The sequence below is a fragment of the Streptomyces sp. NPDC104831 genome (genome assembly GCF_055583025.1).
Genome location: NZ_JBVJOT010000057.1, coordinates 18,003 through 38,379 on the forward strand (window position 1 = coordinate 18,003; position 20,377 = coordinate 38,379).

Annotated in this window: 21 protein-coding genes and 1 riboswitch; of the genes, 7 read left to right on the forward strand and 14 right to left on the reverse strand. The window is 74.7% G+C overall.

Translation table 11 applies throughout. The annotated features are described in order from the left end of the window. Positions 1–133: 133 nt before the first annotated feature. From ACZ63H_RS30920 to ACZ63H_RS30970, 11 genes are all read right to left on the reverse strand, one after another. Positions 134–958, reverse strand: coding sequence for a TauD/TfdA dioxygenase family protein (locus ACZ63H_RS30920; RefSeq protein WP_469870732.1), 825 nt, complete (start codon positions 956–958; stop codon positions 134–136). Positions 959–1,022: 64 nt separating this feature from the next. Next, positions 1,023–2,120: an LLM class flavin-dependent oxidoreductase gene (locus ACZ63H_RS30925; RefSeq protein WP_469870734.1), complete on the reverse strand. Its 1,098-nt coding sequence runs from the start codon at positions 2,118–2,120 to the stop codon at positions 1,023–1,025. Beyond that, a complete protein-coding gene (locus ACZ63H_RS30930) occupies positions 2,117–3,505 on the reverse strand; it encodes an NtaA/DmoA family FMN-dependent monooxygenase (RefSeq protein WP_469870736.1) in 1,389 nt (462 codons plus the stop codon). The genes ACZ63H_RS30925 and ACZ63H_RS30930 overlap by 4 nt, the downstream gene beginning before the upstream one ends. 21 nt (positions 3,506–3,526) lie before the next feature. Next, complete coding sequence (locus tag ACZ63H_RS30935) at positions 3,527–4,735, reverse strand: LLM class flavin-dependent oxidoreductase (protein WP_469870738.1); 1,209 nt, start codon at positions 4,733–4,735, stop codon at positions 3,527–3,529. 123 nt (positions 4,736–4,858) lie between these two features. Then, positions 4,859–4,972: a putative leader peptide gene (locus tag ACZ63H_RS30940; RefSeq protein WP_469870740.1), complete on the reverse strand. Its 114-nt coding sequence runs from the start codon at positions 4,970–4,972 to the stop codon at positions 4,859–4,861. A gap of 107 nt (positions 4,973–5,079) precedes the next feature. Further along, positions 5,080–6,099, reverse strand: coding sequence for an ABC transporter substrate-binding protein (locus tag ACZ63H_RS30945; protein ID WP_469870742.1), 1,020 nt, complete (start codon positions 6,097–6,099; stop codon positions 5,080–5,082). Between the two features lie 50 nt (positions 6,100–6,149). Continuing rightward, positions 6,150–6,941 carry an amino acid ABC transporter ATP-binding protein gene (locus tag ACZ63H_RS30950; RefSeq protein WP_469870744.1) on the reverse strand — a complete coding sequence of 264 codons (792 nt, stop codon included), beginning with the start codon at positions 6,939–6,941 and terminating at the stop codon, positions 6,150–6,152. Continuing rightward, the gene (locus ACZ63H_RS30955; RefSeq protein ID WP_469870746.1) at positions 6,938–7,921 is read right to left on the reverse strand and encodes an amino acid ABC transporter permease; all 984 of its coding nucleotides are present in this window, start codon (positions 7,919–7,921) and stop codon (positions 6,938–6,940) included. The genes ACZ63H_RS30950 and ACZ63H_RS30955 overlap by 4 nt, the downstream gene beginning before the upstream one ends. 171 nt (positions 7,922–8,092) lie before the next feature. Beyond that, complete coding sequence (locus ACZ63H_RS30960) at positions 8,093–8,242, reverse strand: hypothetical protein (RefSeq protein ID WP_469870748.1); 150 nt, start codon at positions 8,240–8,242, stop codon at positions 8,093–8,095. A gap of 32 nt (positions 8,243–8,274) precedes the next feature. Then, positions 8,275–8,385: riboswitch (SAM riboswitch) on the reverse strand. 77 nt (positions 8,386–8,462) lie between these two features. After that, positions 8,463–9,350, reverse strand: a complete 888-nt coding sequence (locus ACZ63H_RS30965; protein WP_469870750.1) for a glutathione S-transferase C-terminal domain-containing protein — start codon at positions 9,348–9,350, stop codon at positions 8,463–8,465. A gap of 80 nt (positions 9,351–9,430) precedes the next feature. Beyond that, positions 9,431–9,553 (reverse strand): putative leader peptide, encoded by a 123-nt coding sequence (locus tag ACZ63H_RS30970; RefSeq protein WP_467932384.1) that lies wholly within the window; start codon positions 9,551–9,553, stop codon positions 9,431–9,433. Positions 9,554–9,683: 130 nt separating this feature from the next. Here ACZ63H_RS30970 and ACZ63H_RS30975 point away from each other — a divergent pair, with 130 nt between their 5' ends. From ACZ63H_RS30975 to ACZ63H_RS31005, 7 genes are all read left to right on the forward strand, one after another. Continuing rightward, positions 9,684–10,850, forward strand: coding sequence for an NAD(P)/FAD-dependent oxidoreductase (locus ACZ63H_RS30975; protein WP_469870752.1), 1,167 nt, complete (start codon positions 9,684–9,686; stop codon positions 10,848–10,850). Beyond that, positions 10,847–11,149, forward strand: a complete 303-nt coding sequence (locus ACZ63H_RS30980) for a (2Fe-2S)-binding protein (RefSeq protein WP_469870754.1) — start codon at positions 10,847–10,849, stop codon at positions 11,147–11,149. Before ACZ63H_RS30975 ends, ACZ63H_RS30980 begins: the two co-directional genes overlap by 4 nt. Beyond that, a complete protein-coding gene (locus ACZ63H_RS30985; RefSeq protein ID WP_469870756.1) occupies positions 11,142–12,545 on the forward strand; it encodes an FAD-dependent oxidoreductase in 1,404 nt (467 codons plus the stop codon). The genes ACZ63H_RS30980 and ACZ63H_RS30985 overlap by 8 nt, the downstream gene beginning before the upstream one ends. 48 nt (positions 12,546–12,593) lie before the next feature. Then, positions 12,594–13,490, forward strand: coding sequence for a dihydrodipicolinate synthase family protein (locus ACZ63H_RS30990; protein WP_469870757.1), 897 nt, complete (start codon positions 12,594–12,596; stop codon positions 13,488–13,490). Between the two features lie 22 nt (positions 13,491–13,512). Beyond that, positions 13,513–14,514, forward strand: coding sequence for a proline racemase family protein (locus tag ACZ63H_RS30995; protein WP_469870759.1), 1,002 nt, complete (start codon positions 13,513–13,515; stop codon positions 14,512–14,514). Positions 14,515–14,556: 42 nt separating this feature from the next. Beyond that, the gene (locus ACZ63H_RS31000; protein WP_469870761.1) at positions 14,557–15,240 is read left to right on the forward strand and encodes a GntR family transcriptional regulator; all 684 of its coding nucleotides are present in this window, start codon (positions 14,557–14,559) and stop codon (positions 15,238–15,240) included. A 177-nt stretch (positions 15,241–15,417) separates the two neighbouring features. Further along, positions 15,418–16,851: an amino acid permease gene (locus ACZ63H_RS31005; RefSeq protein ID WP_469870763.1), complete on the forward strand. Its 1,434-nt coding sequence runs from the start codon at positions 15,418–15,420 to the stop codon at positions 16,849–16,851. A 77-nt stretch (positions 16,852–16,928) separates the two neighbouring features. Here the strand turns inward: ACZ63H_RS31005 and ACZ63H_RS31010 are convergent, their stop codons facing one another. The 3 genes from ACZ63H_RS31010 to ACZ63H_RS31020 are packed head-to-tail and all read right to left on the reverse strand — an operon-like array spanning position 16,929 to position 20,239. After that, positions 16,929–18,167: a sensor histidine kinase gene (locus ACZ63H_RS31010; RefSeq protein ID WP_469870765.1), complete on the reverse strand. Its 1,239-nt coding sequence runs from the start codon at positions 18,165–18,167 to the stop codon at positions 16,929–16,931. A 43-nt stretch (positions 18,168–18,210) separates the two neighbouring features. After that, on the reverse strand, positions 18,211–19,965 hold the full coding sequence (locus tag ACZ63H_RS31015; protein WP_469870766.1) for a sodium/solute symporter: 1,755 nt from the start codon (positions 19,963–19,965) through the stop codon (positions 18,211–18,213). Positions 19,966–19,993: 28 nt separating this feature from the next. Continuing rightward, positions 19,994–20,239, reverse strand: coding sequence for a hypothetical protein (locus tag ACZ63H_RS31020; protein ID WP_469870768.1), 246 nt, complete (start codon positions 20,237–20,239; stop codon positions 19,994–19,996). Positions 20,240–20,377 lie beyond the last annotated feature (138 nt).

Genomic DNA, 20,377 nt, shown 5'->3' on the forward strand with positions numbered 1-20,377 from the left:
CTTACCGAACACACCACCACCCACCCCCCCCCCCCCCCCCCCCCCCCCCCCCCCCCCCCCCCCCCCCCCCCCCCCCCCCTCCCCCCCCCCCCCCCCCCCCGTGCCGGTGCCGTCGCACTGGCGCCGTGTCCGCTCAGGCGGCGGGGCGCAGCGGCTCCACGGCGATGACCTTGCGGTAGACGCGGGCGCCGTCGCCGTAGTCGTCGACGGCGTAGTGCCAGGTGGCCTGGTTGTCCCAGAGGACGAAGTCGCCGGGCCGCCAGCCGAAGCGGATCGTGTAGTCCGGCGAGGCGGCGTGCCGCAGGAGGTGGTCGAGCAGGGTGCGGCCCTCCTGCTCGGTGACGCCGGTGAGCCCGAGCGCGGAGGAGCTGAGGAACAGCCCCTTGCGTCCGGTGAGGGGGTGTTCGAGGACGACGGGGTGCTCGGTGGTGGTCTCGCCGAGGGCGGTCTTGCGGCTGCCCTGGGCGTAGTTCTCGGGGTTGCCGTCGTAGACCGCGCTGACGCCGGCCAGCAGGGTCTTGAAGGGCTCGGACAGGTCGTCGTAGGCGGCCTGCAGATCGGCCCACAGGGTGTGGCCGCCGAGCTCGGGGACCTCGTCGTAGGTCAGCGACTCGATGGCGAAGGCGGGGGTGCGCCACAGGCCGCCGATGTGCCAGGTGCTGGCCTTGCCGGTGTGCCGCACGTTGTAGGGGTAGACCAGCGGGTGGTCCGGGTGGCGGGTGGCGGTGGGGTGGTCGAACGGCTCGGCGAACAGCCGTACGGCCTCGACGTGCTGGTCCGGCGTCAGGTGCTGGTCGCGGAAGACCAGCACCTTGTGGTCGCGGAAGGCCCGGCGCAGCGCGCCGGCGGTGGACTCGTCGACCGGGCGGGTCAGGTCGACGCCGGTCACCTCCGCGCCGATGCGCGGGCCGGCCCGGTGGATGACGAGGTTGGTGTCGTGATCGGTGACGGTGGTCATGCCATCTCCTCGATACGGAGTTCGGATGTGCGCTGGTGCGAACCCGGGGTGCCGGCGTGCGGGCTCAGCGGCCGGCCGGCACGGAGGCCGGTGCGGGCGCCGGGCCGGGGACGGCCGGGGCCCAGGGGAACGGGGGGTCCGGGATGGTCCGGCGCAGTACCGGGGCCACCTCGGACTGGAACAGTTCCAGCGAGTCGCGGTGCCCGGCGGGCGGGATTCCGCCCGCGTCCGCGGCCACGTGCAGCACGGTGTGCCCGAACTCCTCGTGGTAGCGGTGCACCTTGTCGATGACCTGCTCGGGGCTGCCGATCAGGGCCGAGCTGCGGGCGGCGAAGTCCTCCAGGGTCTCGAAGACCACGGGCAGGCCCGCCGCCCGCTGGTAGGCGAGGGTGGCCTCGAAGACCGGGCGGTAGGCGGCCAGCGCCTCCTGGGAGGTGCGGGCGACGTACAGTCCGGCCGTGCCCGCGCCCACCGCGATGTCCGCCGGGTCGTGGCCGTAGTGCTCCCAGCGTTCGCGGTAGTACCGGATCAGCTCCGCGTACGGCTCGATGGGATGGGTGACGTTCGCCGAGAACAGCGGGTCGCCGTAGCGCGCGGCGAGGTCCACGGACTCCTTGCTGGTGGCGCTGCCGTGCCAGACCCGCACCGGCCGCTGGTACGGCCGCGGCCACACCTCGGCGTCCTTCAGCGGCGGCCGGAACCGGGTGTCGGCAGTCACCTTGTCCTCGCGCCACAGCCGCCGGAACACCTCGTAGCTCTCGGCGTTGCGGGCCCACTGGTCCTCGGGGGTCACCCGGAACAGCTCGCGCTGCGCGGAGCCGTTGCCCTTGCCGATGATCAGATCCAGCCGGCCGTCGGAGAGGTGGTCCAGGGTCGCGTAGTCCTCGTAGGCCCGGACCGGGTCGAGCAGGCTGAGCGTGGTGACGGCGGTGAACAGCCGGATGCGGCGGGTGAGCGCGGCGACGTGGCCGAGCACCACCGTCGGCGCGGAGGAGAGGAACGGCCGTTCGTGCCGCTCCCCCACGGCGAACCCGTCGAAGCCCAGCTCCTCCGCCAGGATGGCGTCCTCCAGCACCTCGCGGAACCGCTCGTGCGTCGGTTTGAGCACGCCGGTGGCGGGATCCGGCCGGTGCACGATCAGTGTGACGGCGAGGAACCTCACGACGCCGCCCGCTCGGCCGGGGCGCCGGTGCGGCGGCCGGTGTCGGGGTGGGCGAGGCCGAGGTGGTCGCGCAGGGTGGTGCCCTCGTACTCGGTGCGGAAGACGCCCTGTTCCTGGAGCAGCGGGACGACCTTGTCGGCGAACGGGTCGAGCCCGCCGGGGGTGATGTGCGGGACGAGGATGAAGCCGTCGGAGGCGTCGGCCTGGACGAACTCGTTGATGGTCCGCGCGACGGTGGCGGGCGAGCCGATGAAGGTCTGCCGGTTGCCGGTGTTGATGACGAGGTCGCGGATGGACCACTTGTTGGCCTCGGCGAGCTGCCGCCATTCGCGGGCGATGGCGACCGGGTCGCGGTACATGCGCACCTGGGCGCGGCCCCGGGAGATGTGCTCCTCGGCGACCACCGGGTCGACGTCGGGCAGCGGGCCCTCCGGGTCGTACGCCGACAGGTCCCGGTTCCACACGAATTCCAGGTGCTTGATCGCGGTGGCGCCGCTGACCTGCTGCCGGCGGACCTCGCGGGCGAGTTCGGCGGCCTCCTCGTCGGTGTCGCCGAGCACGAAGGTCGCCGCGGGCAGGATGAGCAGGTCCTCCGGGCGGCGGCCGTACTTGGCGAGGCGGGACTTGACGTCCGTGTAGAACGCCTGTCCCTCCTTCAGCGTGGCGTACCGGCTGAAGATCGCGTCGGCGTCGGCGGCGGCGAACTCGCGGCCCTCGTCGGAGTCGCCGGCCTGGAAGATGACGGGACGGCCCTGCGGGGAGCGCGGGACGTTGAACCGGCCCTGGATGTCGAAGTGCTGCCCCTGGTGCACGAACGAGCCGGCCCGGGCGTCCCGCAGGAAGGTGCCGGTGGCCTGGTCGGCGAGGATCTCGTCGCCGTGCCAGGAGTCGAACAGCTCGTGCGCGGTGGCGAGGAACTCCTTGGCGCGGGAGTAGCGCTCCTCCTGCGGCAGGAAGCCGCCGCGCCGGAAGTTCTCGCCGGTGAAGGCGTCCCAGGAGGTGACGACGTTCCACGCGGCCCGGCCGTCGGAGAGGTGGTCGAGGCTGGCGAACTGGCGGGCCACCTCGTAGGGCTCGTTGAACGTGGAGTTGATGGTGCCGGTCAGGCCGAGCCGGTCGGTGACGGCGGCCAGGGCGGCGAGCACGGTGAAGGTGTCGGGGCGGCCGACCACGTCCAGGTCGTATATCTTGCCGCCCTGTTCGCGCAGCCTGAGGCCCTCGGCGAGGAACAGGAAGTCGAACTTGGCGCGTTCGGCGGTCCGGGCGAAGTGCGCGAAGGAGGCGAACTCGATGTGGCTGCCGGCGGCCGGGTCGCTCCAGACGGTGGTGTTGTTGACGCCCGGGAAGTGGGCGGCCAGGTGGATCTGCTTCAGCGGCTTGCTCATGGTGGGGCGGGTCCTCCCGGCTCAGGCGGCGGCGGTGGCGTAGCGGTTGGCGGGGCGGGCGAGGCCGAGGAGGCCGCGCAGGGTCGACGCCTCGTAGGCCGTGCGGAAGCGGTGGCGGCGCTGGAGTTCGGGCACCAGGTCCCGGGTGATCCGGGGCAGGTCGTGGCCGGTGACGGCGGGCCGCAGCCGGAAGCCGGTCAGTCCGCCGGCCGCCAGTTCCTCCAGCAGGTCGGCGAGCCCGGCGGCGGTGCCGGTGAAGACCGGGGCGTCGCTGCTGTACGGCTCGCCGGCGAGCGTGTCGAGCCGGTCCAGCCGGGCCCGGGCCGCCTCCTCGCCGTCGTCGAGGAGGACGACGAGGTCCCCGAAGACGTGCAGGGGTTCTCCGGCGCGGCCGGCCGCCCGCTGCTCGGCGCGGATCTCGGCGACGATGGCGCGGGCGTGGTCCGCGTCGCGCGGGGTGACGTAGCCGACGTCGGCCTGGCGGGCCACCAGCCGGTAGGGGACGGTCCGGTGGGCGAGGGCGGTGACCGGCGGCTGGCCCTGCGGCGGGCGGGGGGTGATGGAGGGGCCCTTGACGTGGAAGAAGCGGCCCTCGAAGTCGATGTAGTGCAGCTTGTCCCGGTCGACGAAGCGGCCGGTCGCGGCGTCCCGGATCTCGGCGTCGTCCTCCCAGCTGTCCCAGAGCCGGCGGACGACCTCCACGTGGTCGGCGGCCTCGTCGAACAGTTCGGAGATCGGTGCCGGGGTGTCCGCGCCGTCGTGGGGGTCGAGCCGGGGGATGGTGCGGCGGCCGAAGTGGGCGGCCTCGTCGGGGCGGGCGCTGATCTTGACGCGCAGGCCCGCGCGGCCGGTGCTGACGTAGTCGAGGGTGGCGATGGCCTTGGAGATGTGGAACGGCTCGGTGTGGGTGGCCACCACGGTCGGGACCAGGCCGATGTGGCGGGTGAGCGGGGCGACGCGGGAGGCGATGAGGACCGCGTCGAGCCGGCCGCGGACCTGGTCGGTGCGCTCGTCGGCCTCCCGGCGCCGGGAGGACTGCGGGCCGAGGCCGTCCTCCAGGGTGACGAAGTCGAGCAGACCGCGTTCGGCCTCGGTGATCTGGTCGGCCCAGTAGCCGGCGGTGAACAGGTCCCGGGGGCGGGCGACCGGCTCGCGCCAGGAGGCGGGATGCCAGCCGGTGCCGTCCAGGGCGACGGCGAGATGCAGGTGTGCGGGGGCAGTCGGCGACACGTCTGTGCCTTCCTTGATGTCCGTACGTGGGTGAGCGGCGCGCGGCCGGGCGCGGGCCGGGGTGCGCGGCGGGGGCCGGGCGGGCACGCGGAAGGTGCGGCCGGGCCGGGGGCCGGGCAGGGATCAGCGGCGACAGAGCGCGGCGGACACGCGCTGGAGGTCGATGTGCGGCCGGGAGTGCAGCCGGACGGAGCGGTACGGGCGCGGCGGGCGGGCCTGGTCGGGCGCTCGGGTCACGGCCGCCGCCTCCCTCCGTCGGACACGGCGGGCCGGGTCGGCGCCCGCCGGGTGGGTTTCGTCATGACGGTCAACGCCCGCCCGCCGCGGGTTGTTCCCGGGCGGTGTCAGGAGTTGTCCAGGGGCAGTCCGGGCGGGTTGATCTCGGCCTTGGGCACGGCTTCGTTGGAGAGGTTGTAGGCGGCGAGCCACTTCTCGTACTGACCGTTGTCGACCAGGTAGTTGAGGGCGTCGGCGAGCGGCTTGGCGAGTCCGCTGTCCTTCTTGGCGGTGGCGGCGATCAGGCCCTGGACCGTCTCGCCGGCGCCGGAGAAGGTGCCCGCGTTGCGGGTCGGGTCGGGGGTGTGCGCGGTCTGCCGGGTGCGGTAGGCGACGGCGGGGTTGGGCCCGAGGTAGGCGTCGACCTTGCCGCTGCGCAGCGCCAGGCTGATGGCGTTCTGGTCCGGGAAGTACTTGACGGTGAGCTTCTTGCCCTCCTTGGCCAGTCTGGCCTTCCACTCCAGCAGGATCTTCTCCTGGTTGGTGCCGGCGCCCACGGTGACCGTCTTGCCGGCGAGGTTCTCGTAGTCGCCGTCGAAGTTCCAGGTGCTCTTCTTCAAGACCTCGAAGGCCAGGTTGTCCTTGCGGTAGGAGGCGAACTCGTACTTCTTCTTGCGCTCCTCGGTGACGGTGACGTTGGAGAAGGCGACGTCGTTCTTGCCGCTGTCGAGGCCGACGAAGAGGTTCTCCCAGGTGGAGTTGCGCAGTTCGGGCTTCAGGCCGAGCACCGCTGCCACCAGCCGGCCGAGGTCGGGCTCGGATCCGGTGAGCGTCTTCTGATCGCTGCCCACGAAGTTCAGCGGCGCCGATCCGGAGGGCAGGGCCCCGACGCCGATCACGAGCTTGCCGCTCTTGCGGATGGAGGCGGGCAGTTCGGCGCTGATGGACTTGACCTCGGAGACCTTCAACTCGGTCGGTTCGGCCGCTCCGTTGGACAGCTGCCCCACGGTCACCGTGCCGGCCGGGCCGCTGGTGGTGGCGGCGTCGCCGTCTCCCCCGCAGGCCGCGAGGGAGCCGGCGAGGGAGAGGGTGGCGGTCGCCGCGGTGAGGCCGCGGACGAGGGTGCGTCGGGAGAACTGGCGGGGCATGGCTGTCCTTGTCGTTCGGGGTGTCGAGGGGTGGTGGGGCGGGCGGTGGGTCACAGGACCTTGCCGAGGAAGTCGCGGGTGCGTTCGTGCCGGGGGTGGTCCAGAACCTGGGCGGGCGGGCCCTGTTCGACGATCCGGCCGGCGTCGAGGAAGACGATCCGGTCGGCGACCTCGCGGGCGAAGCCGATCTCGTGGGTGACGATGACGAGGGTGGTGCCGCTGGTCGCCAGGTCCTTGATGACGGCCAGCACCTCGCCGACCAGCTCGGGGTCGAGCGCCGAGGTCGGCTCGTCGAAGAGGATGATCCCGGGGCGCAGGGCGAGGGCGCGGGCGATGGCCACGCGCTGCTGCTGGCCGCCGGACAACTGCCGCGGGTAGGCGTCGCACTTGTCGCCGAGGCCGACGCGGCCGAGCAGTTCGCGGGCGAGGTCCCGGGCCGCCGCTCTGGTGAGCCGGCCGGTGGCGGCGGGGGCGGCGGCGACGTTGTCGAGGACGGTCAGGTGCGGGAAGAGGTTGAAGTTCTGGAAGACGAAGCCGATCCGGCCGCGCTGGGCGAGCAGGGCGCGCTCGCCGAGTTCCTTCAGCCCCTTGCCGTGCCGTTTGACGCCGATCAGTTCGCCGCCCACGCTGACGTGGCCGATCTCGGGCTTCTCCAGGTGGTTGATCACCCGGAGCAGGGTGGACTTGCCGGAGCCGGAGGGCCCGATGATCGCCGTGACCTCGCCGGGGCGGACGGTGAGGTCGATGCCGTCGAGCACCCGGTGGGTGCCGTACCACTTGTGCACGCCGTGCACCTCGAGCGCGACGGGTGCCGCCTTCTCCTGGGTCTGGGCGGTGGTCATACGGCGGCCTCCCTGCGCAACCGGGCCCGCAGGTCCGCGAGTTGGGCGCGGACCCGCTGGAACGGGGTCGGCGGCAGGGTGCGGGTGGCGCCCCGGGCGTAGTGCCGCTCGACGTAGAACTGGACGACGGAGACTGCGCTGGTGAGGAGCAGGTACCAGACGGTGGCGACCATCAGCAGCGGCACCACGTCGCCGGGGTAGGTGTTGCCCATCGACTGCACCGCGCCGAACAGGTCGAGCAGGGACACGTAGAACACCAGGGACGTGCTCTTGACGAGGCCGATCAGCTGGTTGACGTAGTTCGGGGTGATGGACCTGAGGGCCTGCGGGAAGACGATCCTGCGGAACCGGTAGCCCCGGGGCAGGCCGAGCGCGGCGGCGGCCTCGTGCTGGCCCTGGTCGACGGAGAGGATGCCGCCGCGGACCACCTCGGCCGCGTAGGCCGCCTCGTTGAGGGTGAGGCCGACGACGGCGATGGTCATGTCGGTGGCCAGCCGGGACTCGTCGAAGGTGACGAAGGCCGGGCCGAACGGCACCCCGAGGCTCAGGGTCTTGTACAGGGCACTGAAGTTGTACAGGAAGATCAGCACCACGATCAGCGGGACGGACCGGAACAGCCAGGTGTAGGTCCAGCTGACCGCGCGCAGCACCGGGCTTCCGGAGAGCCGGCCGAGCGCGAGCAGGACACCGCCGAGGAGGCCCAGGACCGCGCTGAACGCGGTGACTTCGAGGGTGACGAGGAGCCCGTCGACGACGGTGGGGCGCAGGAACCAGTAGCGGAAGCGGTCCCACTGGTAGAAGGGGTTCGTGGCCAGTCCGTGCAGGATCTGCGCGACGAGCACGAGGACGACGGCGGTGACGATCCACCGCCCGGGCCGGCGCAGCGGCTGGACCCGCTGCGCCGTCAGCTCTCTTGGCGGTGCGTCGGCTGGGAGGGGCGCCTCGGCGAGGGAGACGGCGGCGCCTGGGGGTTCACTCATGAGGGGCTCCGGCGAGGTCGGGCACCCCGGGCCGCGGCCGGGCGGGCGCGGGCCGCGACGGCTCTGGGGCACGGGGCGGCGCACGGACCGGCGCGGAACCGGGGGTGGGCGGACTACGGCACACCGGGCGAGCGGGGTGCGCGGCGGGAACGCGAGGGCGATGGGGAGAGGTCAGCCCCGGCGGCGGGCGATGCCCGGCGCGGTACACAGTGCGCTGTTCACCCGGAGCAGGTCGACGGCACGGTCGGCGACCAGGAGACCGGCGTACGACGGTACGCGGCCCTGGGGGCGGCTCGGGGCCGTCCTGGAAGCTGCGTACATGGCGTCACCTGTCACTGTCGTGGCCCCGCGGGGCCTCGCGCTTACCGAATGCGTCGTCCGGTCCGGTCGTCACCTGGGGCACCCCACCGCGGTGCGAGGGTTGCCGGTCAGCGAGCCAGGGCTTGGCGCTGACGCTCATGACCGTTCTGAGCCGTAAGTAAGGCAGTTGCCCGTTCGAATGTCAACGCCCGTCCGCCCACTGGACCCCGGTGAACCGCTCTCACCTGCGGCGGGCGCCCGGGGTGTGCCCGGCGTGGCCCGCCCAGTCCAGGATCTGGACGGCGGCTCCGGCGGCCTCCAGGCCCCGGCAGCGGCCGTGGTGGCGGCGGGCGATGCCGTCGAGGTCGAGATGGCGGCCGAACGCGGGGTGGGCGGCCAGCCGGCGGGCGTAGGCCCACAGCGCGTGGTGCCCGGCCACCCGGTGCACGGCGGAGGCGTCGAGATGGCAGCGGTGGACGGTGTCGAGCTGCACCAGGGCCACCCACAGCTCGATGTCGGCGGCGGTGAGCCGGCCGTCGGCCAGGTACTCCTCGCCGCTCAGCCGGCGCTCCAGCCGGTCCAGGGTGTCCAGCAGGGTGTCCAGCGCGGCGGCCCGCTCCGGCGGCGTGGCGCCCGCCCGGCCGGCGCGCTGGGCGGCCTCCTCGATGCCCTCGGCGCACATCCGCTCGACCGCCTCGATCACGGACTCCAGGCCGGCCGGGTACAGGCGGGCGTGGTCGTCCGGCCGGAACCGGTCCAGGTCGCGCAGGATGTCCGGGGCGTGGGTGCTGACGATGCGTCCGGACCAGTCGTCGCTGAGGACGGGGGCGAGGGCCGGGCCCGTGTAGTGGTGGGCGCTCGCCTCGTACAGCGGGCGCAGTGCCGCGTGGCCGCCGTCGGGACAGTCCGGGACCGCGGGCAGCGGGGTGACCGGACAGCGGGCGTCCAGGCCGAGGAGGCTGTGGCCGACGGCGAGGCGCAGCCCGTCGGGGCAGGCGGTCGACAGATGGAGCCGGTAGCGGTGCGGCACGGCGTAGTGGCCGCTGCGCGCGTCCCGGCCGATCCGGCCCCGGAAGAGGGGGGCGGTGCGGCGGGCGGGCGGCACGGCGGCGAGCGGAGTGATGGACATGCGTCTCCCCGGGTGGTGGGCGTGCGGACGGGCGCTTCCGGCACGGGCGTCGGCCGGCCGGCGGGGCCGAGGGGCCCGGTTCAGCGGTGGCGGCTGATCGCGCTGCAGACACGCTGGAGGTCGATGTGGCGGCGGGAGGTGAGCAGGGGCGCGTGCCACGGGGTCCGGACCGTACGGCCGGTGCCCGGTGCGAGGCGCGTCATGATTCCCTACCTCTTCACTAGGATTCCCTCCCCTGGAGTGTCGATCCGGCTCGGTACGGCGTCAAGGGGGTGTCCACGCACCGGAGTCGGGGGTCTCCTCAGAGTGAGAAACATGTGACATAGTACTGCCGTGGCGAAGCGGCTGACCTGCGATGTCGTGGTCGTCGGAGCCGGGATGGCGGGCGCGGCCTGCGCGCTGTACGCCGCCCGGGCCGGCCTGGAGGTACGGGTGGTGGACCGGGGCGCGGTGGCCGGCGGCACCACGGGAGCGGGCGAGGGCAACCTGCTGGTCTCCGACAAGGAGCCGGGCCCGGAGCTGGAACTCGCCCTGTTGTCGGTCCGGTTGTGGGCGGAACTGGCCGGGGAGCCGGGCGCCGGCGCCGAGCTGGAGTACGAGCCCAAGGGCGGCCTGGTGGTCGCCCCGACGCCCGGCGCGCTGGCCGCGCTGCACGGCTTCGCCGCGCGGCAGCGGTCCGCCGGCGTCACGGCCGTACCGGTGGCGTCCGGGCAACTCGCCGAACTGGAGCCCTACTTGGCGCCCGGCATGGCGGGCGGGTCGCACTATCCGCAGGACGCCCAGGTCATGCCCGCGCGCGCCGCCGCCCGGCTGCTCCGGGTCTCCGGCGCCCGGCTGCACCTCGGCCACACCGTGACCGGGGTGCTGCGCACGGCCGCCGGCACCGTGTACGGCGTCCGCACCGACCGGGGCGACCTGCACGCCCCGGCGGTGGTGAACGCGGCCGGCACCTGGGGCGGCGACCTCGCGGCGCTCGCCGGGGTCCGGCTGCCGGTGCTCCCCCGGCGCGGTTTCGTCCTGGTCACCGAGCCGCTGCCGCGCAGGATCCGGCACAAGGTGTACGCGGCGGACTATGTGGCCGACGTGGCCAGCGACTCGGCCGGGCTGCGCACCTCCCCGGTCGTGGAGGGCACGGCGGCCGGGCCGGTGCTGATCGGCGCCACCCGGGAGCGGGTGGGCTTCGACCGTTCGCTGTCGCTGCGCGCCGTCCGGGCGCTCGCCGCCGGGGCCGTCGGGCTCTTCCCGTTCCTGGAGCGGGTCCGCGCGCTGCGGACGTACGCGGGCTTCCGCCCGTACCTGCCGGACCGTCTGCCGGCGATCGGCCCCGACCCCCGGGTGCCCGGCCTGTTCCACGCCTGCGGGCACGAGGGCGCCGGCATCGGGCTGGCCCCCGGCACCGGTCTGCTGGTCGCGCGGGCGCTCACCGGGAAGGCGCCCGAGCTGGACCTCACGCCGTTTCGTCCGGAGCGGTTCGACACACAGGGAGGCGAGGACCGGTGAATCCCCTCAAGTGGACGCGGGCCCGGCCGGGCCCGGCCCGCACGGCCGCCTTCGACGGCCGGCCCCTGCGGGCGCTGCCGGGCCGGACGGTCGCGGCGGCGCTGTGGGCGGCGGGCGTGACGGCCTGGCGGGGCACCCGGGGCACCGGCGAGCCGCGCGGGGTGTTCTGCGGCACCGGCGTGTGCTTCGACTGCCTGGTGACCGTCAACGGCCGCCCCAACCAGCGGGCCTGCCTGGTGCCGGTGCGCCCGGGAGACGTGATCCGCACCCAGCGGGGGACGGGCCGGGACGATGACTGAGCGGCCCCGGCTCGCCGTCGTCGGCGCGGGCCCCGCCGGCCTGGCCGCGGCCCTGGCGGCGGCCTCACGCGGGGTCCGGGTGATCCTGGTCGACGCGGCCGACCAGGCCGGCGGGCAGTTCTACCGGCAGCCGGCCGCCGGCCTCGGCGCCCGCCGGCCCCGGGCCGCGCACCACCGGTGGCGCACCTGGGAGCGGCTGCGGGCGGGCCTCGCGCGGCACTGCGCGGCGGGCCGCCTCATCCACCTGAGCGACCATCACGTGTGGTGTGTCGCCGGGGAACCGGGCTCCGGCGGGTTCACCGTGCACGCCCTGCGCGGTCCCGAGCAGGAGGAGGGCGTCACCGTCCGCGCCGACGCCGTGCTCCTCGCCACCGGCGGCTACGAGCGGGTGCTGCCCTTCCCGGGCTGGACGCTGCCCGGGGTCGTCACGGCGGGCGGTGCGCAGGCCATGCTGAAGGGCGGACTGGTGCTGCCCGGGCGCGCGGCGGTGGTCGCCGGGACCGGGCCGCTGCTGCTGCCGGTGGCCACCGGGCTCGCCGCCGCCGGTGCCCGGGTCGCGGCGCTGGTCGAGTCCGCCCGTCCGGCCGCGCTGCTGCGCCGGGCCCCCGCCCTGGCCGCCCGGCCCGGCACCCTCGCCGAGGGCGCCGGGTACGCGGCCCGGCTGCTCGGGCACCGGGTGCGCACCCTGACCCGGCACACGGTCGTGGCGGCGCACGGCACCGAGCGGCTGGAGGCGGTGACGGTGGCCGCGCTCGACCGGGCCGGGCGCCCGCGGCCGGGCACCGCCCGGCGCCTCGCCTGCGACACGCTCGCCGTGGGACACGGACTGCTGCCGCACACCGACCTCGCCGAGGCCCTCGGCTGCGCCCTGACCGGCACCGCCGTACGGGTCGACGCGGAGCAGCGCACCGACGTGCCCGGCGTCTGGGCCGCCGGGGAGGCCACCGGTGTCGGCGGCGCGGCCCTCGCGCTCGCCGAGGGGCACATCGCCGGGTGCTCGGCCGCCGCGCGGCTGCACGGCGGCGTGCCCGACCCGGACCGCTGGGCCGGCGCCGGCCGGGCGAGATCCCGGGCGCGGGCGCTCGCGGCGGCCCTGGACGCGGTGTACGCCCCGCCCGCGGGCTGGGCGGGCCGGGACCGGCTGCCGGACGACACGGTGGTGTGCCGCTGCGAGGAGGTCACCGCCGGGCGGGTGCGCGAGGCCGTCGGCACGCTCGGTGCCCGGGACGCGCGCACCGTGAAGCTGCTCACCCGGGCCGGGATGGGCTGGTGCCAGGGCCGGATGTGCGGGCCCGCGGTGGCCGGACTGACGGGCTGTCCGCTCGGCGCCGGACGACGGCCGTTCGCCCGGCCGGTGCCGCTCGGGGTCCTGGCCGGCCTGCCGGACACGGAGTAGGAACACACGACAGTGCCATGTCACACCCCACGGAGAGCGAGGACCCCCATGTCCGACGTACCGCACCGCCCCTGGCACGGCGTCCTCGTCGCCACCGCCCTCCCGTTCCGCGACGACCTCTCGGTCGACCACGACCACTACGCCGAGCACTGCGCCCGGCTCGTCGCGGCCGGCTGCGACGGCGTCGTGCCGAACGGCTCGCTCGGCGAGTACCAGGTGCTCACCCCCGAGGAGCGGGCCCGGGTGGTGGAGACCGCCGTGGCCGCGGTCGGCGGGGAGCGGGTGATGCCGGGCGTCGCCGCGTACGGCTCGGCCGAGGCCCGCCGCTGGGCCGAACAGGCCGGCGCGGCCGGCTGCGCGGCGGTCATGCTGCTGCCGCCCAACGCCTACCGTGCCGACGAGCGTTCCGTCCTCGCCCACTACGCCGAGGTCGCGCGGGCCGGCCTGCCGGTGGTGGCGTACAACAACCCGGTCGACACCAAGGTGGACCTGGTGCCCGAACTCCTCGCCCGGCTGCACGGCGAGGGGCTGGTGCAGGCCGTCAAGGAGTTCTCCGGCGATGTGCGCCGCGCCTGGCGGATCGCCGAACTGGCTCCGGAACTGGACCTGTTGATCGGCGCGGACGACGTGCTGCTGGAGCTGGCGGTGGCCGGCGCCAAGGGCTGGGTGGCCGGTTACCCCAACGCGCTGCCGCGCGCCTCGGTGGAGCTGTACCGCGCGGCGGCGGCCGGCGACCTGACCACCGCGCTCCCCCTGTACCGGCAGCTGCACCCGCTGCTGCGCTGGGACTCCCGGACGGAGTTCGTACAGGCGATCAAGCTCTCCATGGACGTCGTCGGCCACTACGGCGGCCCGGTGCGCCCGCCCAGGCTCCCGCTGCCGCCCGGGCAGGAGGCCGCGGTCCGCGCGGCCACCGAGAAGGCCGTGGCCGCGGGACTGGCCTGACGGCCGGGAAGGAGACCGGAAGATGCGCAGCAAGCTCGTCCTGCACGCCGTCGACTCGCACACCGAGGGCATGCCGACCCGGGTGATCACCGGCGGGATCGGCACCGTGCCCGGCGCGACGATGAACGAACGGCGGCTGTACTTCCGCGAACACCGCGACCACGTCAAGCGGCTGCTGATGAACGAGCCGCGCGGCCACTCGGCGATGAGCGGCGCGATCCTCCAGCCGCCGTCCCGCCCCGACTGCGACTGGGGGATCATCTACATCGAGGTGTCCGGTTGTCTGCCGATGTGCGGGCACGGCACGATCGGGGTGGCCACCGTCCTGGTCGAGACGGGCATGGTGGAGGTCACCGAGCCGGTGACCACCATCCGGCTGGACACCCCGGCGGGGCTCGTGGTCGCCGAGGTCGCGGTGGCAAACGGCGCGGCCCGGAGCGTGACGCTGCGCAACGTCCCGTCGTTCGCCGCCGGCCTGGACCGCGAGGTCACCCTGCCCGACGGCCGCACCGTCGGCTACGACCTCGCCTACGGCGGCAACTTCTACGCGATCCTGCCCGTCGACGCCCTCGGGCTGCCCTTCGACCGCGCCCGCAAGGACGACATCCTGGCGGCGGGACTGGCGCTGATGCGGGCGGTCAACGAACAGGACGAGCCGGTCCACCCCCAAGACCCCTCCATCCGCGGCTGCCACCACGTCCACCTGTACGCGCCCGGTGCCACCGCCCGCCGCTCCCGGCACGCCATGGTCATCCACCCGGGCTGGTTCGACCGCTCCCCCTGCGGTACCGGCACCTGCGCGCGCATGGCGCAGCTGCACGCCCGCGGCGAACTCCCCCTGCGCACCGAGTTCGTGAACGAGTCCTTCATCGGCACCCGGTTCACCGGGCGGCTGCTCGGGACGACCGAGGTCGCCGGGGTGCCGGCCGTGCTGCCCAGCTTCACGGGCCGCGCGTGGATCACCGGGACGGCGCAGTACCTGCTGGACCCGGACGACCCGTTCCCCGAGGGGTTCGTCCTGTAGCGTCCGCCGGGCTCCTCTACACTCACCCCGGTGATGCGTGACATGGCACAGAACACGCGGGAGGCGGAGCTGTCCGCGCTCCCCCGGCTCGGCGGACGGCGCAGCAGCTACCGCGAGCGGGTCGCGGACGCCCTGCGCGCCGCGCTGATCGCGGGCGAGCTGCGGCCGGGCGAGGTGTACTCGGCGCCCTCGCTGGCCGCCCGGTTCGGCGTGTCGGCGACGCCGGTGCGGGAGGCGATGCTCGACCTGGCCAAGGAGGGCCTGGTCGACACCGTGCCCAACAAGGGGTTCCGGGTCACCGTCGTCTCCGACCGGCAGCTGGACGAGTACACGCACATCCGGGCGCTCGTCGAGATCCCGACCGTGGTGGACCTGGCCCGCACCGCCGACCAAGTCTCGCTTCAGGCGCTGCGCCCGGCGGCCCGGGAGATCGTCGTCGCCGCCGCCGCGGGCGACCTGATCGCCTATGTCGAGGCCGACACCCGCTTCCACCTCGGCCTGCTCGCCCTCGCGGGCAACGCGCACCTGGTCGAGGTCGTCGCCGACCTGCGGGGGCGCTCCCGGCTGTACGGGCTGACCGCGCTGGTCCAGGCGGGCCGGCTGCTCGCCTCCGCCGAGGAGCACCTGGAGCTGCTGGACGCCCTGCTGGAGCGCGACGAGCGGGCCGTCCACACGATCATGACCCGGCACCTGGGGCACGTGCGCGGCCTGTGGGCGGCGGACTGACCTCCTGCGGTGCGGGACATCCGGCGGCCACGGGGCCGCGCCGCGACGTTTTTTGCGTGATCACGCGGTCCATACGGAACAAAAAACGGCGATTTTGAGCCAGATCGGCGCATCCCCGACCATGGAGCCCGTCCCGGTGATCCCGGGAACGTCCGTTCCATGAGAGGCGCACCACCCATGCACAACACCGGAACCGTCGCACGGTCGGCTCCGGCCTCCGCGGAGACCCCCGCGGCGTCCCCCACGGTTCCCGCCGACGACAACCCGCACGGCGACGCCGGCAGGCATGCCCGCCGCTTCGGCCTGCCCGTCGCCACGGCGCTGGTCATGGGCAACATCATCGGCGGGGGCATCTTCCTGCTGCCCGCCTCCATCGCCCCCTACGGCACGGTCAGCCTGGTCGCCTTCGGCGTGCTGACCGTCGGCGCCATCGCGCTCGCCCTGGTCTTCGGCCGGCTGGCCGCCCGGGACCCGCGCACCGGCGGCCCCTACGTCTACGCCCGCGAGGCGTTCGGCGACTTCGCGGGCTTCCTCGCGGCCTGGTCGTACTGGATCACCACCTGGGTGTCGAACGCGGCGCTCGCCGTCGCGGCCGTCGGCTACCTGGACGTGCTGATACCGGTCGGCGACCACCGCTGGACCGCGTGCCTGGCCGCGCTCGTCCTGCAGTGGCTGCCCGCCCTCGCCAACTTCGCCGGCACCCGGTACGTGGGCGCCGTCCAGCTGGTCTCCACCGTGCTGAAGTTCGTGCCGCTGCTGCTCGTCGCGGTCGGCGGCCTGTTCTTCTTCGACCCGGACCGGCTCGGGCCGTTCAACTCCAGCGGGCACGGCGCGGTCGGCGCGGTGTCCGCCTCCGCCGCCCTGCTGCTCTTCTCCTACCTCGGAGTGGAGTCCGCCGCCGTCAGCGCGGGCGAGGTCCGAAACGCCCGGCGCAACGTGGGCCGGGCCACCGTCATCGGCACCGCGGGCGCGGCACTGGTGTACCTGCTGGGCACGGTGTCGGTGTTCGGCACGGTCGCGCACGACCGTCTGGTGTCCTCCACCGCCCCGTTCTCGGACGCCGTGAACACGATGTTCGGCGGCAGCTGGGGCGGTACGGCGGTGGCACTCGCCGCGCTGGTGTCGATGACCGGCTGTCTCAACGGCTGGACCCTGCTCAGCGCCCAGACGCCGTACGCGGCGGCGCGCGACGGACTGTTCCCGAGCGCCTTCGCCCGCCGCCGCAGGGGGGTGCCCACGGTCGGCGTCGGCGTGACGGTCGTCCTCGCCTCGCTGCTCACCGTCTACAACTACTCCTCCGGTTCGGGCAAGGTCTTCGACGTCCTGGTGCTGGTCACCACGTTCACCGCGACCGTGCCGTATCTGCTGGCCACCGCCGCGCAGATCTTCCACCTCGTGGCCGGCGGGCCCGGGGCGGTCGACCGGGGGCGGCTGGTGCGGGACTCCGTGATCACCGCGGTGGCCGCCGCGTTCTCGGTCTGGCTGATGGCGGGCGCCGGCTACGCCGCCGTGTACCAGGGCGTGCTGTTCCTGTTCGTCGGGATCATCGTCTACGCGGTGATGGCGGCCCGGCGCCGGCGGCGGCAGACCCCGGCGACCGAGGCGCCGTAGACCGCCGCGGCCCGCGGACCCCCGGCGCCACGGTGCCCGGGGGCGCGGTGCCCGAGGGCGCCGGACCGGGGGCCGGGTCAGGAGCGCGGTGCCGGGGGCGCCGGACCGGGGGGCGCGGGGTCGGGGGGCGCGGGGTGTACTCCGGGCCGGTACTTCGGGACCCGGATGGTGATCTTCATCCCGGCTCCGACGCCGGTCTCGATCACCAGGCCGTGCTCGTCGCCGTAGACCTGGCGCAGCCGCTCGTCCACGTTGCGCAGCCCGATGCCCGCCGCCGGGCCGTCCCCGCCGCGCAGGATCCCGCGGAGCCGGTCCGGCTCCATGCCGACGCCGTCGTCCTCGACGACGATCCGGGCCGTCGCCCCCTCGTCCCGCGCGGTGATCGTGATCCGGCCGCGCCCGGCGCTCTCCTCCAGCCCGTGCTTGACCGCGTTCTCCACCAGGGGCTGCAGGCACAGGAAGGGAACCGCCACCGGCAGCACCTCGGGGGCGATCCGCAGGGTGACCTCCAGCCGCTGCCCGAACCGGGCGCGCACCAGCTCCAGGAACTGCTCGATGGCGCGCAGCTCCTCGGCGAGGGTGGTGAACGCGCCGTGGCGGCGGAAGGAGTAGCGGGCGAAGTCGGCGAACTCCAGCAGCAGTTCGCGGGCCCGTTCGGGGTCGGTGCGGACGAAGGACGCGATCGCCGCGAGGGAGTTGTAGACGAAGTGCGGGGAGATCTGCGCCCGCAGCGCGCGGATCTCCGCCTCGATCAGCCCGGTACGGGCCCGGTCGAGGTCGGCGAGTTCGAGCTGGGCGGAGACCCAGCGCGCCACCTCCTCGGTGGCCCGCGCCCCGGACCCCGGCTCCCCTGCCCCGAGCACGACGAGGGCGCCGAGCACCCGCCGGTCCACGGTGAGCGGCGCGGCGGCCCCCCAGCGCACCGGGCAGTCAGGGTCCGGGCAGCCGACGGCGAAGGTCTGCGCCCGGCCGGTCTCCAGCACCTGGCGGACCCGCTCCAGGGCCGTGTCCGTGTGGTGCCGGCCGGGCCCCTCCCAGGCCAGCAGCCGGTCCTCGGCGGTGAGGGCGAGCGCGGCCGTGCCGAACAGCGGCCGCAGCCCGCGTACCGCCTTGCGGGCCGCGTCCGGGGTGAGCCCGGCGCGCAGCGGGGGCGCGGCCACGGAGGCGGTGTGCAGGGTGCGGAAGGTGGCGCGCTCCACGGGGGTGCCGGGGTCCGCGCCGGCCCGGTCGGCGCGGCGGGCCAGCAGGCGCCCGGTGGCGAGGCCGGCGGCGAAGAGCAGCGGGGCGCCGGTGGCGAGCAGGGCGAGGCCGTTCACCGGGGCGTGCCGTGGGCCGCGGACCACCGGCGGCGGTGCGTCGTCATGGTGTCGTCACTCCTCGGCGGGTGGTGGGCACGCCCCGGCCGGCCGGGCGTTCGGGCAGGTGGAGGCGGGCCATGGCGGCCTCGGTGCCGGCCGGGACGCGGTCCCGGGTGGCCAGGGACACCAGGATCATGGTCAGGAAGCCCAGCGGGACGGACCACACGGCGGGCCAGGCGAGCAGGGAGTGCGCCCAGCCCCGCAGGGGCGGCCCGGCGATGGTCAGGGTGACGGCGGTCAGGGCGCCGCCGCCGCCGGCGAGGAGCCCCGCGATCGCACCGGGCGGGGTCAGTCCGCGCCACCAGATGCCGAGCATCAGCAGCGGGCAGAAGGAGGAGGCGGCCACGGCGAAGGCGAGTCCCACCGCGCCGGCGACGGGGAGCTGCCCGGCGGCCACGCTCACCGTGCCGGGCACGGCCACCGCCAGCAGCGTGGCGAGCCGGAAGCGGCGGACGCCGAGCGAGGGCAGCACGTCCTGGCTGAGCACGCCCGCGACGGACAGGATGAGCCCGGAGGCGGTGGACAGGAACGCCGCGCAGGCGCCGGCGGCGATCAGCGCGCCGAGCAGATCACCGGCGGTGCCGCCGATCAGCCGCTCGGGCAGGACGAGGACGGCGGCGTCGGTGTCGCCGGTGAGCAGCAGGTCCGGGGCGTAGAGCCGGCCGAGGAGTCCGTAGAGGGGCGGCAGCAGGTAGAAGCCGCCGACGAGGGCGAGCACGATCACGGTGGTGCGCCGGGCGGCGCGGCCGTCGGGGTTGGTGTAGAAGCGGACGAGGACGTGGGGCAGCCCCATGGTGCCGAGGAACGTGGCGCATATCAGGCCGTACGTGGCGTACAGCGGGTGTTCCTCCTCGCCGCCGGACAACGGTGCGGCCCAGCCGGCGGCGCCGCCCGCCGGGCCGTCGCCGGGCACGCGCTCGGGCACCGGCGTCCGGGGCGGGAACCGCAGCGTGGTCCCGGCCCGGATCTCGTGCACGCCGGGGTCCAGCACCAGCGGTCCGCCGTCGTAGCCCCTGCCGTCCACGGCGCCGGTGGCGACGGCCCGCAGCGGTGCCTCGATCCGGAGCCGTACGGTGCTGTCGACGGTGACCTCGGTGTGCCGGCGGAAGGTCGGCGGCTCCGCCACGGCGCCGGCGGGACGCGGGTCGCCGTGCCAGGCGAGCAGCAGGAAGACGGCGGGCACGAGGAGGGCGGTCAGTTTCAGGCAGTACTGGAACGCCTGGACGAAGGTGATGCCGCGCATGCCGCCGGCGGCCACGGCCAGGGTGACGACGACGGCGACGAGGACGGCGCCGAGCCAGTGCGGCGCGCCGGTGACCAGCCCGAGGGTGAGGCCCGCGCCCTGGAGCTGGGGCAGCAGGTAGAGCCAGCCGACGCCGACGACGAGGATGCCGGCGACGCGCCGGGCGGCCGTGGACTCGAGCCGTGAGTCGGCGAAGTCGGGCAGTGTGTAGGCGCCGGAGCGGCGCAGCGGGGCGGCGACGAAGACGAGCAGGACGAGATAGCCGGCCGCGTAGCCGACGGGGAACCAGAGCATCTGGACGCCCTCGGCGGCGACGAGTCCGGCGATGCCGAGGAAGGAGGCAGCAGAGAGGTACTCCCCGCTGACGGCCATGGCGTTGAGGTACGGCGGAACGGTGCGGGAGGCGACGTAGAAGTCGGACGTGGTGCGGGAGACGCGCAGTCCCGCCGAGCCGATCACCAGGGTCGCCAGGACCGCCGCCGACACGGCCGCGATGCCGTACGCCTGGCTCACCCGGCGGCCCCGCACATCCCGGTGCCGGTCACCGCCGGGTTCCTTCGTCCCCGTCCACCGCGTCCCGTTCGTTGCGCTCGGCGCGCAGGACGTACCACCGGCCGGCGACGACGAGCAGCGGATAGACACCGACCCCGAGAACGGCCCACACCACCAGCGCGCTCCCCGGCCGGGCCGCCGGGTCGGGCAGGGCCGCGAACACGAGGGGCAGCACCCCGACGACGCCGACGAGCACCGCGAACACGACCAGCGCCAGCCGGAACTGACGGCGCATCAGATTCCGCAGTGCGGCACCGTCCCCGGGACGCACCGGTACGGGACGCACCGGACCGCGAACCGGCCGGGCCGTCCGCGACACCCCCGTGACCACCTCACGTCGGGGAGTCCCGGGTCCACCCATGCCGCGCCCTCC

Bases quoted from the DNA above. Each gene is read 5' to 3' on its own strand.
- ACZ63H_RS31005 (WP_469870763.1), top strand. From the start codon at position 15,418: ATGCACAACACCGGAACCGTCGCACGGTCGGCTCCGGCCTCCGCGGAG.
- ACZ63H_RS30965 (WP_469870750.1), bottom strand. From the start codon at position 9,350: ATGTCCATCACTCCGCTCGCCGCCGTGCCGCCCGCCCGCCGCACCGCC.
- ACZ63H_RS30945 (WP_469870742.1), bottom strand. From the start codon at position 6,099: ATGCCCCGCCAGTTCTCCCGACGCACCCTCGTCCGCGGCCTCACCGCG.
- ACZ63H_RS30920 (WP_469870732.1), bottom strand. From the start codon at position 958: ATGACCACCGTCACCGATCACGACACCAACCTCGTCATCCACCGGGCC.
- ACZ63H_RS30960 (WP_469870748.1), bottom strand. From the start codon at position 8,242: ATGTACGCAGCTTCCAGGACGGCCCCGAGCCGCCCCCAGGGCCGCGTA.
- ACZ63H_RS30990 (WP_469870757.1), top strand. From the start codon at position 12,594: ATGTCCGACGTACCGCACCGCCCCTGGCACGGCGTCCTCGTCGCCACC.
- ACZ63H_RS30930 (WP_469870736.1), bottom strand. From the start codon at position 3,505: ATGAGCAAGCCGCTGAAGCAGATCCACCTGGCCGCCCACTTCCCGGGC.
- ACZ63H_RS30970 (WP_467932384.1), bottom strand. From the start codon at position 9,553: ATGACGCGCCTCGCACCGGGCACCGGCCGTACGGTCCGGACCCCGTGG.
- ACZ63H_RS31000 (WP_469870761.1), top strand. From the start codon at position 14,557: ATGGCACAGAACACGCGGGAGGCGGAGCTGTCCGCGCTCCCCCGGCTC.
- ACZ63H_RS30955 (WP_469870746.1), bottom strand. From the start codon at position 7,921: ATGAGTGAACCCCCAGGCGCCGCCGTCTCCCTCGCCGAGGCGCCCCTC.
- ACZ63H_RS30950 (WP_469870744.1), bottom strand. From the start codon at position 6,941: ATGACCACCGCCCAGACCCAGGAGAAGGCGGCACCCGTCGCGCTCGAG.
- ACZ63H_RS30995 (WP_469870759.1), top strand. From the start codon at position 13,513: ATGCGCAGCAAGCTCGTCCTGCACGCCGTCGACTCGCACACCGAGGGC.
- ACZ63H_RS31020 (WP_469870768.1), bottom strand. From the start codon at position 20,239: ATGCGCCGTCAGTTCCGGCTGGCGCTGGTCGTGTTCGCGGTGCTCGTC.
- ACZ63H_RS30985 (WP_469870756.1), top strand. From the start codon at position 11,142: ATGACTGAGCGGCCCCGGCTCGCCGTCGTCGGCGCGGGCCCCGCCGGC.